At 62.1% G+C, this 14,530-nt stretch carries 14 protein-coding genes; 6 read left to right on the top strand and 8 right to left on the bottom strand.

All coding sequences use genetic code 11. From position 1 onward, the window contains the following. Positions 1-130: 130 nt before the first annotated feature. From ACP7CZ_RS03820 to ACP7CZ_RS03800, 5 genes are all read left to right on the top strand, one after another. Positions 131-811, top strand: coding sequence for a response regulator (locus tag ACP7CZ_RS03820; RefSeq protein WP_014719307.1), 681 nt, complete (start codon positions 131-133; stop codon positions 809-811). Beyond that, positions 811-2,130: an ATP-binding protein gene (locus ACP7CZ_RS03815; protein WP_198790830.1), complete on the top strand. Its 1,320-nt coding sequence runs from the start codon at positions 811-813 to the stop codon at positions 2,128-2,130. The genes ACP7CZ_RS03820 and ACP7CZ_RS03815 overlap by 1 nt, the downstream gene beginning before the upstream one ends. 123 nt (positions 2,131-2,253) lie before the next feature. Continuing rightward, the gene (locus ACP7CZ_RS03810; RefSeq protein WP_054896342.1) at positions 2,254-3,021 is read left to right on the top strand and encodes an N-acetylmuramoyl-L-alanine amidase; all 768 of its coding nucleotides are present in this window, start codon (positions 2,254-2,256) and stop codon (positions 3,019-3,021) included. A gap of 274 nt (positions 3,022-3,295) precedes the next feature. After that, positions 3,296-4,696, top strand: coding sequence for an aspartate aminotransferase family protein (locus ACP7CZ_RS03805; RefSeq protein ID WP_054896341.1), 1,401 nt, complete (start codon positions 3,296-3,298; stop codon positions 4,694-4,696). Positions 4,697-4,778: 82 nt separating this feature from the next. Then, positions 4,779-5,003, top strand: coding sequence for an MbtH family protein (locus tag ACP7CZ_RS03800; protein ID WP_003192847.1), 225 nt, complete (start codon positions 4,779-4,781; stop codon positions 5,001-5,003). Between the two features lie 109 nt (positions 5,004-5,112). Here the strand turns inward: ACP7CZ_RS03800 and ACP7CZ_RS03795 are convergent, their stop codons facing one another. From ACP7CZ_RS03795 to minC, 8 genes are all read right to left on the bottom strand, one after another. Continuing rightward, on the bottom strand, positions 5,113-6,459 hold the full coding sequence (locus ACP7CZ_RS03795; protein ID WP_054896340.1) for an amidohydrolase: 1,347 nt from the start codon (positions 6,457-6,459) through the stop codon (positions 5,113-5,115). 16 nt (positions 6,460-6,475) lie between these two features. Beyond that, entirely contained in the window at positions 6,476-8,641 is a 2,166-nt protein-coding gene (locus ACP7CZ_RS03790) for a mechanosensitive ion channel family protein (RefSeq protein ID WP_034126128.1), read from the bottom strand. A gap of 72 nt (positions 8,642-8,713) precedes the next feature. Then, the gene (locus ACP7CZ_RS03785; protein WP_164692207.1) at positions 8,714-8,890 is read right to left on the bottom strand and encodes a hypothetical protein; all 177 of its coding nucleotides are present in this window, start codon (positions 8,888-8,890) and stop codon (positions 8,714-8,716) included. 191 nt (positions 8,891-9,081) lie between these two features. Further along, positions 9,082-10,371 carry a M18 family aminopeptidase gene (locus ACP7CZ_RS03780; RefSeq protein WP_070415420.1) on the bottom strand — a complete coding sequence of 430 codons (1,290 nt, stop codon included), beginning with the start codon at positions 10,369-10,371 and terminating at the stop codon, positions 9,082-9,084. Positions 10,372-10,566: 195 nt separating this feature from the next. Further along, positions 10,567-11,202: an RluA family pseudouridine synthase gene (locus ACP7CZ_RS03775; protein WP_003192838.1), complete on the bottom strand. Its 636-nt coding sequence runs from the start codon at positions 11,200-11,202 to the stop codon at positions 10,567-10,569. Between the two features lie 263 nt (positions 11,203-11,465). Continuing rightward, a complete protein-coding gene (minE, locus tag ACP7CZ_RS03770) occupies positions 11,466-11,720 on the bottom strand; it encodes a cell division topological specificity factor MinE (protein ID WP_003175252.1) in 255 nt (84 codons plus the stop codon). A gap of 3 nt (positions 11,721-11,723) precedes the next feature. Then, positions 11,724-12,536, bottom strand: a complete 813-nt coding sequence (gene minD, locus ACP7CZ_RS03765; protein ID WP_003192835.1) for a septum site-determining protein MinD — start codon at positions 12,534-12,536, stop codon at positions 11,724-11,726. A gap of 199 nt (positions 12,537-12,735) precedes the next feature. After that, a complete protein-coding gene (gene minC, locus ACP7CZ_RS03760) occupies positions 12,736-13,473 on the bottom strand; it encodes a septum site-determining protein MinC (protein WP_014719299.1) in 738 nt (245 codons plus the stop codon). Between the two features lie 119 nt (positions 13,474-13,592). Between minC and ACP7CZ_RS03755 the strand changes: the two genes are divergently transcribed. Next, on the top strand, positions 13,593-14,528 hold the full coding sequence (locus tag ACP7CZ_RS03755; protein ID WP_054896338.1) for a lipid A biosynthesis lauroyl acyltransferase: 936 nt from the start codon (positions 13,593-13,595) through the stop codon (positions 14,526-14,528). Positions 14,529-14,530 lie beyond the last annotated feature (2 nt).

Below are 14,530 nucleotides of genomic sequence, written 5' to 3'. Positions count from 1 at the left end.
TTGATTAACCGATGATTAACCGCCGCTATTCTAGAGCGTAGGGATTGTCCGGTGTTGCGAACTTTAGCGGCATAATGCGCGCTTAATCCGTGGCTTTTCTAATCGCGCCATCTTTCATGAAGGGTTAACCATGCACGTACTGGTCTGTGAAGACGACGAACTGATCGCCAGTGGCATCGTGGCCGGCCTGACCGCCCAGGGCTTTACCGTGGAGCGCGTGGCCACGGCCTCGGCGGCGCGGGCGATGCTCAAGGCCGCGGCCTTCGACATCATGGTGCTCGACCTTGGCCTGCCCGACGAAGACGGCCTCAAGCTGCTGCAACAACAGCGCAGCCAGGGGTTGGACATTCCGGTGCTGATCCTCACCGCGCGGGACTCGGTGACCAACCGCGTCGATGGCTTGCAAGCCGGCGCCGACGATTACCTGCTCAAGCCCTTCGACTTGCGTGAACTCGCCGCTCGCCTGCAAACCCTGTTGCGCCGGGTGGCGGGGCGCAGCGTCAACCTGATCGAACATGGGCGCCTGGCCTACGACCCCAGCAGCCGCGAGACCTTCCTCGGCGGCCAGCCGGTGGATCTGTCCCGGCGTGAACAGGCGTTGTTGCAGGCACTGTTGCACAACAAGGGCCGCGTACTGTCCAGCGAACAGCTCAAGGACAGCGTCTACGGCTTCAGCGACGAACTGGAAAGCAACGCCCTCAACGTGCATATCCACCACCTGCGGCGCAAGTTGGGCAATGGCATCGTCGAAACCGTCAGGGGGCTGGGCTATCGCCTGGGCACGGCTGATGGGGGAGAAAACACTCCGTGATGAGCTTGCGTCTGCGCCTGACGTTCAAGCTGGGCGCCGCTTTTGTACTGATCTGGGTGCTGGCGGCCGCCTGGATGCTCAACGATTTGCGCAACCAGATGATGTTTTCCCTCGACCAGCGCCTGGTGGCTTCGGCGCGCATGGTAGCCGGGCTCACCGAGCAGATGCCGGGCCTGGCCAGCGTCAGCGGTGGCGCGCATTTGCGTACCGAACAACTGAATGTGCCGGGCGGCATGGCCTGCCAGGTCAGTTCGTTGCGCGGCGAGATCCTGGCGCGCAGCCATACCACGCCGGAGGAAGGGCTGGAGTCGCGCCGCAGCGGTTTTCGCGACCAGATCATCGACGGCGTGGGCTGGCGCAGCTTTACCCTGTCCCGTGGCGACTTGCTGATCACCACCGCCGACCGCCAGGTGGAGCGTGAAGCCCTCAACCTGTCGATCCTGCTGGCGGCGTCGGTGCCGGTCGGCGTGGCATTGCTGGGCTGCCTGTGCCTGCTGTGGCTGGGCATTGGCCAGAGCCTGGTGCCGCTCAACCGTATGCGGGATGCCCTGATGCGGCGCAGTGTCGACTCCCTCGAGCCTCTGCAGATTCACCCTCTGCCCAGTGAACTCAAGCCGTTGCTCGACACCCAGAACCAACTGCTGCAGCGCATCGCCAAGACCATCGAGCGCGAACGTCGCCTGACCGGTGACGCCGCCCATGAACTGCGCAGCCCGTTGACCGCGATCAAGACCCACCTGCAAGTCGCGCGCATGACCGAGGGCACGGCCCGCGACCAGTCCCTGGCGCACGCCGAGGAGGGCGCCGATCGCTTGCATCGCACCCTGGAGCAACTGTTGTTGCTGGCGCGGGTGGAGGGCAGCCTGTCGTTTGACGATGGCCTGCAGTCCAGTGCCGAGGAAGTCGCCCGGTTGGCGATCCAGGATGCCAACGCCGGCGACAATTCACGCATTGATCTGATCCTGGCGCCGGATCTTTCCCCTGTTCCAGTGGCAATGCCTGTGGGCCTTGCCGTCGCGGCCTTGCGTAACCTGCTGGACAACGCCTTGCGCCATACCCCGGCCGATACCCGCGTGGAACTGCAGGTGTTTTCTACCCCGGATAACGTGGTGTTCCGCGTGCGTGACCATGGCCAGCAGATCTCCAGCGAAGACCTGCAATACCTCACCCAACGCTTCTGGCGCAATGGCAGCAGCGAAGGCTGTGGCCTGGGCCTGGCGATTGTCCAGGCGATCGTGCAGCGCTGTTCCTGCTCGTTGCACTTCGACAGCCAGCCCGATGGTATGCGGGTCGACCTGGGCATGCCGTTGCGGCGCTGAGCAGTCCTATTCACGTGGCAAATAATTACCGCCCGCCTGAGGCTCAAGCCTTCAGGATGGCGGTAATTTTTTTGCGCTTGAACGGGCCGAATGAGTCGGCCTGAATTGAAAAGGACTGTTCTTATGTTGGTGATCGACACCAGTTTCCCCGCCAGGGATTTCAACGACCGCCGTGGCGAATCCGTGCAGCAGGTGCTTGTGCACTACACGGCCGCGCCCTTTGCTTCCTCGCTACGCACCCTCACCCAAGATGGCGTCAGCGCCCACTATCTGCTGCCCGACCCCGCTGAACCCAGCTACCGCGCTGCCGGTTATGAAGAGCTGCGGGTGTTTCGCCTGGTGGACGAGGACCAGCGCGCCTGGCACGCAGGCGTGAGCTATTGGGCGGGGAAGGCCGATCTCAACAGCCGCTCGGTGGGCATTGAAATCGTCAACCTGGCGCGGGATGAAGCGGGGGTCTTTACCTTTCCGGAGTACGCACCGGCACAGATTGACCTACTGATTGAATTGCTTCGCGACCTGCTGGAGCGCTATCCACAGGTGGGCCCCACTGACTGGCTCGGGCATTCGGACGTGGCCTACTGGCGCAAGAGCGACCCTGGGCCTCGGTTGCCCTGGCGTGTGCTGCATGAGGCCGGCATCGGGGCCTGGTTTGATGAATCGAGCCGGGCGATGTACCAGCGCCGCTTTTGTCTCGGCTTGCCGCCGGAGGTCGAAGTGGAGCGGGCGTTTCAGCGTTATGGCTACAAGCCCGCGCAGAATCGCCGGGCCTTTGAACAGCGCACCCGGGCGTTCCAGATGCACTTTCGGCCACGGGATTATTGTGGATTCCTGGATGCAGAGACGTGCGCGATCTTGTATGCCCTGAACGAAAAGTACCGCGGGATTTAATACCGAGCACTGTTCAAATGTAGGAGCGAGCTTGCTCGCGAAAAACGTCAACGATACCGCGGGCTTTCTGGATAAACGCGGCGCCGGGGAGTTTTTCGCGAGCAAGCTCGCTCCTACAATTGGATCTTCATTCATCAGTTAACAACCCTCGTCCCCTAAATCCTTTTCACGCTGAAGCGTCTCCACAACAGGAAATCCGTGCGCATGCCCTTGGGCCAGACGCCAACGGATCGGCAGTTTGGTCACGATCATCAGCGTATTGAGGGATCCACAGATGTCAGTCGCTACCAGCCGTATCGAAGACGCCCCGGTGCAGGCCGCGGAAACGCTCTATCAGTTTGACGAAAGCCCGCTGCTGGCCCGCCAGCGCCAGCAGGAATCCAACGCCCGCAGCTACCCACGGCGCATCCCCCTGGCACTCAAACGCGCCAAGGGCATTTACGTGGAGGACGTGGAGGGGCGGCGGTTTATCGACTGCCTGGCCGGCGCCGGAACCCTGGCGCTGGGGCATAACCACCCGGTTGTGATCCAGGCCATCCAGCAAGTGCTGAGCGACGAACTGCCCCTGCATACCCTGGACCTGACCACGCCGGTCAAGGATCAATTCGTGCAGGACCTGTTCGGTTTGCTCCCGTCGGAACTGGCGCGAGAAGCGAAAATCCAGTTCTGCGGCCCCACCGGCACTGATGCGGTGGAAGCCGCGTTGAAGCTGGTGCGCACTGCTACCGGGCGCAGCACCGTGCTGTCGTTCCAGGGCGGCTATCACGGCATGAGCCAGGGCGCGCTGAGTTTGATGGGCAGCCTGGGGCCAAAGAAACCCTTGGGCGCCTTGCTCGGCAATGGCGTGCAATTCCTGCCATTCCCGTATGACTACCGTTGCCCGTTTGGGCTGGGTGGCGCCGAAGGTGTGCGGGTCAACCTGCATTACCTGGAAAACCTGCTCAACGACCCGGAAGCCGGCGTGCTGTTGCCAGCGGCGGTGATTGTCGAAGTGGTCCAGGGTGAGGGCGGCGTAATCCCGGCGGACCTCGACTGGCTGCGTGGCCTGCGCCGTATCACCGCGCAAGCGGGGGTGGCGCTGATCGTCGATGAGATCCAGAGCGGTTTTGGGCGTACCGGCAAAATGTTTGCCTTCGAACACGCCGGCATCATTCCGGACGTGGTGGTCATGTCCAAGGCGATTGGCGGCAGCCTGCCGCTGGCGGTGGTGGTGTATCGCGACTGGCTCGACACCTGGCTGCCGGGCGCCCATGCCGGGACGTTCCGCGGCAACCAGATGGCGATGGCGGCGGGCTCGGCGGTGATGCGCTACCTCAAGGATCACGACCTGGCAGGCCATGCGGCGACCATGGGCGAGCGCCTGGGCGAACACCTGCGCATCCTGCAGCGCGACTTCCCGCACCTGGGGGATATCCGTGGGCGTGGGCTGATGCTGGGGGTGGAGCTGGTAGACCCGACTGGCACGCCTGATAGTCAGGGCCACCCACCGGTGCATCGCCAGTTGGCGCCGCTGGTGCAGCGCGAATGCCTCAAGCGCGGGCTGATCCTGGAACTGGGCGGGCGCCATGGCAGTGTGGTGCGTTTCCTGCCACCGCTGGTGATCACCGCTGGCGAAGTCGACCAGGTGGCTGAGATTTTCGGGCGTGCCTTGGCGGCGGCCGTGGCCAGCCTGTAATTTTCCAGGCCCTTGGTACGTTTCTACAGATATCGGTGCTGCGCGTGGTGCGCAGCCAGCCTTTGAGCGACGGAGAACAGCAATGACCTCAGTATTTGACCGCGACGACATCCTCTTTCAGGTAGTGGTCAACCATGAAGAACAGTATTCGATCTGGCCCGACTACAAGGCCGTGCCGGAAGGCTGGCGCACCGTGGGCAAGAGTGGCATGAAGAAGGAATGCCTGGCGTATATCGAGGAAGTGTGGACCGACATGCGGCCGTTGAGCCTGCGCCAGAAAATGGATGGCGCGGCCCTCGCCAACTGATTCACCCCAATACACTGTAGGAGCGAGCTTGCTCGCGAAGAACGCAAGAACGCCGCGTTTACCCTGAATAAACGCGGCGTTCTGAAGTTTTTCGCGAGCAAGCTCGCTCCTACAGGGGGGTATGGGTATAGAGGTAATCCGTCGCCAACGACGCCAGCGTCCTCACGCCTACCACCAACGCCGACTCATCCACAAAGAACCCTGGGTTGTGATTCGGCGCCGCCTTGCTCATGTCCTGATCCCTTGGGGTCACCCCCAGGAAGACAAACAGCCCCGGCGCCTCCTTGGCATAGAACGAGAAGTCTTCGGCGCCACCCACCAACGGGCCTTGCACCACATCATCCTGAGCCGCCCAGCGCAGGCTCGGCAGCATTTTCTCGGTCAGCGCCGGGTTGTTGATGGTGGGGTCGTACTTCTCGATGATCGTCACTTCGGCCTTGGCGCCACCGCTTTCGGCGATTTTCTCTACGGTTTGACGCACGTCTGCATGCAGCTTCTGGCGGATACCGTAGTCGTAGGAGCGAATGGTGCCGCTCATGTCCACCGACTCGGGGATGATGTTATAGCGGGTGCCACCGTTGATGGTGCCGATGCTCACCACAGAGGGGAATGACGAAATATCGGTACGGCGGCTGACCACGGTCTGCAGGCCGACAATGGTTTGAGCGCCAACGGTGATCGGGTCGATACCGTCCCAGGGGCGGCCGGCGTGGGTCTGTTTGCCGAGGATCCTGATGCGCAGGTCATCGGAGCTGGCCAGGGTTGGGCCCGGGCGGTAGGCGATTTGCCCGGCAGGCACACCGGCCCACACATGCAGGCCAAATACCGCATCGGGCTTGGGCGCTTTCATCACGCCTTCCTGCACCATCATCTTCGCACCCCAGGTGTTCTTGCCGTCGGGGATAAAGTCGCTGGGGCCTTCTTCGGCCGGTTGGAAATAAAACACCACGGTGCCGGGCAGGCGCTCGCGCATCCCGGTGAGAATCTTCGCAGTGCTCAGCAGGATAGCGGTATGGGCGTCGTGGCCGCAGGCGTGCATCACGTCGACTTCTTTGCCCAGGTAGGTGCCCTTGGCTTTGGAGGCGAAGGGCAGGTCGGCCACTTCCTTGACCGGCAGCGCATCCATGTCTGCGCGCAGGGCCACGGTCGGGCCGGGCAGGGCGCCTTTCAAGATGGCGACGACGCCAGTGCGGGCCACCCCGGTCTTCACCTCAAGGCCGAGTTCGCGCAACTGTTTGGCGACCAACTCGGCGGTGCGGGTTTCGGTATTGCCCAGTTCCGGATGGGCGTGGATATCGCGGCGGGTTTCCAACAGGCTGGGTTCGAGGATTTTTGCCTGGGCGGCAATGGTTTCCCGGGCACTGTCCTGGCCGCTGCTGGCGGCGATCACTGCACTGCTCGCGACCGCGCCGAGCAGACCCAAAACCCATTGGTGTGTCAGACCGTTCATTCGCATACCAACCTCTCCTTGCTTATTGTTGTGGATCTTTCTCCTGCACGCTGCCGGCAGTCTGCACCTGCACGCTCAAGCGCGGTGTCGCCAGGTCCAGCCCAGCTTCATCCAGGTGCCGCTTGAGCGACAGGTTGAATGCCCGCGACACTTCCCACTGCTTGATCGGCGCGGTCTTGAAGCGTGCGCGCAGGATCGCGCTGCCGGACTCGAAGCTTTCCACGCCCTGGATCTCCAGCGGCGACCAGATATTGCGGCGTTGCAGCGGGTCGTTGCGCATGGCATGGCCGACCTCGCGCATCAGTTTGATCGCGTCGTCGATTTCCATGTTGTAAGGGATCGCCACCCGGAAGATGGCGTAGCCGAACTCGCGGGAGTAGTTCTTGATGCTCTTGATTTCGCTGAACGGGATGGTGTGCACGATGCCGTCGATATCGCGCAGGCGCACGGTACGGATGGTCAGGCCCTCTACGGTACCGAGGTGGCCGCCGACGTCCACGTAGTCGTCGATGGCCAGGGAGTCTTCGATGATGATGAACAAGCCGGTGATCAAGTCGGCTACCAGCGATTGCGCACCAAAGCCGATGGCGATACCGATCACGCCCGCACCGGCCAGCAGGGGCGTGACGTTCATACCCATGTTCGCCAAGGCCACGATGGCGGCGATGATGAAGATGGTCACGAACAGCACGTTGCGGATCAGCGGCATCATGGTTTGCGCACGCGCGTTGGCCAGGCCTTTGCGCGAACGGGTCAGGGCGTGGTGAATCGCGGTGTCGCTGAGGATCCAGATCAGCCAGGCGAACAACAAGGTCCCACCGAGGCCGAACAGCTTCACGGCTATTTCATGGCCTTCACCTTCGGTAAAGCGAATCATCGACAGGCCCCAGACCCGCAGCCCCAGTTCGATAAATACCAGCCACACCACCAGGTGCACCAGGGTGTAGACAAAGCCTTTGAGGCGTTCGGAGTACAGCGCGTGGCGTTTGTGCCCGCGTTGCGGCTTGAGAGCGTGGCGGCGCACCAGGCCGTTGATCACCATGCACAACACCAGCAGCACCGTGCACAGCAACGACTGGCGCAGGGCGGTGCTGGTGTCGCCGGCCGACAGGAAGGTGGCGAACAGTGAGATACCCACCAGCAGAAGAGCCGGGATGTACCAGAAGGTGCCGATGATCGACAGAGTATCGGTGAGGGCGCGGCGCGTCAGTCGGCGCGACAGCGGTTGGTTGCGGATCAGGTGCGCGATGGGCCGGCGGAAACGCAGGATAAACACCCCGGTGGACAACGCCGCCATTACATTGGCCACGGTCGCGGCGGTGTGGGCCAGATGCTGGCCGAGCGCGGCAACCAGGCGCGGGTCGCTCAAGGCTTCGCCGAAGGCGGCAAAACTGCCGATCCACCACAGCGGGCGGAACGCCTGGTGGCGCAGGATATACAAGGCGCGGTGGCGGTGCGGGCCGTCGAGTACGGAGAAGGCAATCACGCAGATTGCCGAGAAACAGGTGCCGACCACCAAGGCATAGGCCAGCACCATGGCCAGGGATTTGCCCAGGGAGGAAGGCAGGGCGTAACTGAGGTAAACCGTAATCACCAAAGCGATCAGCCAGGGGCCCAGCTTGCGCAGGGCAAAGCGCAGCATGTCCCAGGTGCGCGGGTGCTGCGGCAGCTCTTCGGGCAGGCCGAAGCGCTCGCGCACTCGGTGGCTGAGCCAGATCAGCGCAGCGGCCAGCAGGCTCCATACGGCCAGGATCACGGCAAAACCGAAGATGATCGGCAGCCATTCGCTGGCCGGCAACATCAGGGCGGCCAGTTCATCCTTGGCCAGGTCGACTTCATTGGACCAGCGCCCCAGCGGGCTGTCGGCGCCGGAAAACTGCTGCTCAAAGCCCGACAGCGTACTGCCGATCAACCCGAGTACCCCGAGTTCGGCGGCGGGCTGGGCCTTTTGCGTGGCGGCGCGCAGTTTCTTCAGGTCGCTGAGCAACTGGGTGCGTTGCTGGTCGTTTTCCAGGGTTTTGATCACTTCGTCCAGCGACTGCCCCAGGGGCACTTCCGCCTGGGGTTGGGTCTTGCTGGAACCGCCCAGCATCCCGGGCAGGCCCACGGCTTGGGCGGGCATCACTGGCAGCAGCGTGAGCAGGGCGATCAGCAGGTAGCAGGGCAGGGCAAACAGACGGGAGAACACGAGGCGGTCAACCTTGAAAACGACGAATTGACCGAGTGTACGAGGCCGCTATGCCCAATGCGAGCGCATTTGTCACTGCGCCAGTTTGGCGAGGATCTTGTAGAGCACGGTGCCGAGGATCAACAGCATGCCGATCCACATGCCAAACACGCCCAGAGGCTTGTCGCGAAAGTTGAAGCCGACCGCGAGCATGATCATACCGATCACGATGGGGATCAGCATGGCGTGGAATGAGGACATTGAGATCATGGCGAGGGGCGGCCTTGTCGGACTGGAAGTTCTGACAAGTCTAGGCCGGATTGGCAGAAGTGCAGTTGATGTGAGTCAGATAGCCTTATATCTGTTTGGAAACCCATCGCGGGCAAGCCCGCTCCCACACTGAAATGCATTCACAGATCAAATGTGGGAGCGGGCTTGCCCGCGATGGGCGCGCTTCGGTCTCAGGGTAAATCGCGGCTGGCGTAGAACGCCCCCAGCACCTTGACCAGATGCGCCAGGTCATGGCTGCCGCACAGCTCGCGGATCGAGTGCATGGCAAAGGTCGGCAAGCCGATGTCCACGGTGCGCACGCCCAGGTGGCTGGCAGTGATGGGGCCGATGGTCGAGCCGCAGCCCATGTCGCTGCGCACCACGAAGCTTTGCACTGGCACTTCCTGGGCCATGCACAGGTGGCGGAAGAACCCGGCGGTTTCGCTGTTGGTGGCGTAGCGCTGGTTGCTGTTGACCTTGATCACCGGGCCGGCGTTGAGTTTCGGGCCGTGGTTGGCGTCGTGTTTCTCGGCGTAGTTGGGGTGCACACCGTGAGCGTTATCTGCCGACACCAGCAGGGATTTCTGAATGGTGCGTACGAATTCTTCACCTTCGGGCAGCAGGCGACGCAGGGTCTGTTCCAGCATCGGGCCATCGGCACCGCAGGCCGAGCAGGAGCCGACTTCTTCGTGGTCGTTGCACACCAGCACGCAGGTTTCATCGGTGTCGCTGGTGAGCAATGCTTGCAAACCGGCGTAGCACGACAGCAGGTTGTCCAGGCGCGCACCGGCAATGAAGTCGCCATTGAGGCCGATCACGGCAGCACTTTGGGTGTCGTAGAAACTCAGCTCGTAGTCGAGTACCACATCGGCATTCAAACCATGCTCGCGGGCCAACTGTTCGGTGAGCACGGCGCGAAAGTCCACGCGCTCGTCACCGGCAAACTGCGCCAGGATCGGCGGCAGCTCGGTCTGGGCATTGATTGCCCAGCCCTGGTTGGCTTCACGGTTGAGGTGAATGGCCAGGTTGGGAATGATGGCGATCGCCAGCTTGAAGTCGATCAGTTGGCTCTCGACCTTGCCATCGCGGCGGAAGGTAACACGGCCTGCCAGGGACAGGTCGCGGTCGAACCAGGGCGCCAGCAGCGCGCCGCCGTAGACTTCCACGCCCAGTTGCCAGAAGCCGTGGCGTTGCAGCTCCGGCTGGGGCTTGACCCGCAGGCACGGGCTGTCGGTGTGGGCGCCGACCATGCGGATACCGTCCTGCAGCGGCGATTGGCGGCCGAGCTTGAAGGCGATGATCGAGGAATCGTTGCGGGTCACGTAGTAGCGACCGTTGGCCTCGGTGGCCCAGGTGTCGCGCTCGTCGAGGCGCTGGTAACCGGCCGCTTCCAGGCGTTGGGCCAGGGCGGCAGTGGCATGAAAAGGAGTAGGGGAGGCCTTGAGGAAGTCGATCAGGCCTTGATTCAACGCTTCGCGCATAAATAGCTCCAGACAGCAGTGGCGAGAGTTTACCGTATTGGCCAGATATTTGGAGTGAGCGTGCAGGGCCGAGAACCACACCAAACCCTGTGGGAGCTGGCTTGCCTGCGATAGCGGTCTTTCTGTGCCAGATGTATTGGCTGGCACGCCGATATCGCAGGCAAGCCAGCTCCCACATTTGACCGCATCAGCCCTTCAAAAAGGGGCTGGGCACTCGAAACGCAGGCGCTCGCCGCTTTGCGGATGGGTGAAGCTGAGCATGCTTGCATGCAGGCACAGGCGCGGCCAGGCGGCCAGGGCTTGTTCATGGGCGTACAGACCATCGCCCAGCAACGGATGCCCGATGGACAACATATGCACGCGCAACTGGTGTGAGCGCCCAGTGATGGGTGTCAGCTCTACGCGGCACCAGTCGCCGCAACGCTCCAGCACTTTCCAGAAGGTCAGGGCATGTTTGCCGAACTCATGGTCGACAACGTGGCGGGGCTTGGTCGGCGGGTCATAGCGCAGGGGCAGGTCGATGCTGCCGCTGTCCAGTGCCGGTTGGCCCCAGGCCAGGGCGGTGTAGGCCTTTTCGGTCTCGCGGTCGTGAAACTGGCGGGACAGTTCGCGGTGGGTGTCCGCGTCCCGGGCCAGCAGGATGATCCCCGACGTTTCCCAGTCCAGGCGATGGACGATGCGGGCTTCGGGGTAGCCGTTTTCCTGCAGGCGAGTGATCAGGCAGTCCTTGTTGTCGTCGGCGCGACCAGGCACCGAGAGCAGCAGGGTCGGCTTGTTCACCACCAGGACGGCGTCGTCCTGATGCAGGATATGGATATTGGACAGCGGCATTAAACAGCCTCGTAACAAACGCCAACGGCGGCTCCACTGACTGCCCCCTCACCCTGTAGGAGCGAGCTTGTGTGGCGAGGGAGCTTGCTCCCGCTGGAGTGCGTAGCACTCCCAAACCGCTCAACGAGTTGCAACTGATGTAACTCGATCGTTCAGTCTGGGGCCGCTTCGCAGCCCAGCGGGAGCAAGCTCCCTCGCCACACAAGCTCGCTCCTGCAGGACGTGGGCCGTCAGTGGAGCCGCCGTGGCGACCGCCCGTTCGATCAACGATCGGGCAGGGTGATATTGAGTTCCAGAATCGAGCAGCTGCCGTCATTTTCCAGGGCGACATGCACGTCATCGTTGCCGATATTGACGTACTTGCGGATCACCTCGACCAGTTCCTTCTGCAAGGCTGGCAGGTAATCCGGCGTGCTGCGTTGGCCGCGTTCGTGCGCCACGATGATCTGTAGACGCTCTTTCGCTACCGACGCGGTACTTGGCTTTTTGTTGGCGCGAAAGAAGTCGAGAAATTTCATTGTTTAGTTGCCTCCAAAGATACGCTCGAAGAATCCCTTCTTCTTGACATCGAGGAAGCGGTGTTCCACGGTCTTGCCCAGCAAGCGATCAACTGCATCGCTGTACGCCTGGCCGGCGTCGCTCTGGTCGTCGAGAATCACCGGTACGCCCTGGTTGGATGCCTTCAGGACGGCCTGGGATTCCGGAATCACGCCCAGCAGGGTCACGGCGAGGATTTCCTTCACGTCTTCAACACCCAGCATTTCGCCGTTGTTGACGCGCTCCGGGTTGTAGCGGGTGAGCAGCAGGTGCTCCTTGATCGGGTCCTGGCCTTCTTCGGCGCGCTTGGACTTGCTGGCCAACAGGCCGAGCATGCGGTCCGAGTCACGTACCGAGGAGACTTCCGGGTTGGTTACCACGATGGCTTCGTCGGCGAAGTACATCGCCAGGTGAGCACCGGTTTCGATACCGGCCGGAGAATCGCAGACCACGTATTCGAAGGTTTCCTTGAGCTCGGCGAGGACTTTGCCGACGCCTTCTTTGGTCAGCGCGTCTTTGTCACGGGTCTGGCTGGCAGCCAGCACGTACAGGTTCTCAAGGCGCTTGTCCTTGATCAGGGCCTGTTGCAGGTTGGCTTCGCCGTTCACCACGTTGACGAAGTCATACACCACGCGACGCTCGCAGCCCATGATCAGGTCAAGGTTACGCAGACCGACGTCGAAGTCGACGATGACTGTCTTGTGGCCGCGCAGAGCGAGGCCGGTACCGATAGCGGCGCTGGTGGTGGTCTTACCCACACCACCCTTGCCGGATGTAACCACGAGAATCTTGGCCAAGGTGTTTCACCCCTAAGGAAAAAGGACTTTCGGTCCCTGAAAAACATCTCTTGGAACTCGCCGCAGGCGGACAGCCTTTGCAGGAAAAAGACGGGGTTTCCATGGGGAAACACCAACTTCCAAAAAGTCCTACACAAGTCTTGCCGGTTTCGCTTTGCTATCAGAGTCTAGAGATGCTTGGAAAATGCGGCAGTATCCGTTAAAGACGGATGATGTTCAACACATCGCCCGACAGGTTGACCTGTACCGAAGCGCCCCACAGTGGATCGCGGCGCAAATCTTCGGAAACCTTGTACTGACCCGCGATAGAAACCAGCTCGGCGGTCAACTGCTGGCAAAAAATACGTGCCTTGGTATCACCCTTGATGCCGGCCAGGGCGCGTCCGCGCATCGGGCCGTATACATGGATGTTGCCATCGGCAAGAAGTTCCGCCCCCGGGCTGACCGAGGAAACCACCACAAGGTCGCCGCCCTGGGCGTAAATCTGCTGCCCGCCGCGTACCGGCGAGGTGATGATCTTTGTAGGCCTGATCGCAGGCTCCGGTGGTTTTTCCGGTTTTTTCTTTTCTTCGCCGACCAATGGTTCCAGAGGGCGCTCACGGGCGCCGGACGGTGGCAGTACTGGCAGTTCAATGGCGATGGCGGCGGCAATGTCTTCGATGCGGCTGGCGCGAATCGCCAGTGTGCGCAGGCCATGGGAACGGCATACACGCATCAGGCCGGGCAAATCAATCACTCCCTGGCCAGCCGGCAGCTTGTCCAGCGCCAGCACCAGCGGGGCGTTGTTGAAGAAGTTCGGCGCCAGGGCGACCTTGGCGGCCAGTTGGCGGTCCAGGGCGTCGAGGTCATTGCGGGCCAGTTCCAGCACGGTAATGGCGAGCATGCTGCCTTTTAGCTGGAACACGGGATCTTGGTCTAGCGGTTCGGTTTGGCTCATGGTCGGCGAAAGCGGCTTGTCACGAAAAGTGTCGAGACTTATAACGAGAACACTCACCCGCCGCAAGCCGAGTCGAACCGTTGTAGAATGCGCGGCCCTTGTCTTTACCGGAATCTGTAATGGATCGCCCGCGTTTTCGAGCTGTATTTCTTCACCCGCGTTTTTGGCTGCTATGGCTGGGGCTCGGCCTGCTGTGGCTGGTCACTCAATTGCCGTATCGGGCGCTGTTGACCATTGGTCGCCTGCTGGGCGCGGGCATGTACCGCGTGGCAGGTGATCGTCGCCGCATCGCGGCGCGCAACCTAGAGCTGTGCTTCCCGGAAAAATCCGTCAAGGAACGCAAACGCCTGCTCAAGGAAAACTTCGCTTCCACCGGCATCGCCTTCTTTGAAATGGCCATGAGCTGGTGGTGGCCCAAGCCGCGCCTGGCGCGCCTGGCCCATGTCGAAGGGCTGGAGCACCTCACGCAGGCGCAGTTGGACGGCAAGGGCGTGATCCTCATGGCGCTGCACTTCACCACCCTGGAAATCGGCGCGGCGCTGCTGGGGCAGAAGCACACCATTGACGGCATGTACCGCGAACACGGCAACCCGCTGTTCGACTTTATCCAGCGCCGTGGCCGTGAACGCCACAACCTCGATTCCCTGGCCGTGGAGCGCGACGACGTGCGCGGCATGCTCAAGCTGCTGCGCGCCGGCCGGGCCATCTGGTACGCACCGGACCAGGACTACGGCGCCAAGCAAAGCATCTTCGTGCCGTTGTTCGGCATCCAGGCTGCTACCGTTACCGCTACCAGCAAATTCGCACGCCTGGGCAAGGCGCTGGTGGTGCCGTTTACCCAGGAGCGCCTGGCTGACGGCAGCGGTTACCGCCTAGTGATCCATCCGCCGCTGACCGACTTCCCGGGTGAAACCGACGAGATCGACTGCCTGCGCATCAACCAGTGGGTCGAAGCCTCGGTGCGCGAATGCCCCGAGCAATACCTGTGGACCCATCGCCGCTTCAAGAGTCGGCCGCCGGGTGAGCCCAAGCTGTACGAAAAGCGCCGTCGATAAGC

Origin of the sequence: Pseudomonas sp. DWP2-2 (assembly GCF_049897065.1) — a bacterium.
GTDB lineage: Bacteria > Pseudomonadota > Gammaproteobacteria > Pseudomonadales > Pseudomonadaceae > Aquipseudomonas > Aquipseudomonas paracarnis.
The sequence above is the reverse complement of the archived record's forward strand: the minus strand, read 5'-3'. Positions and strand labels throughout refer to the sequence as shown.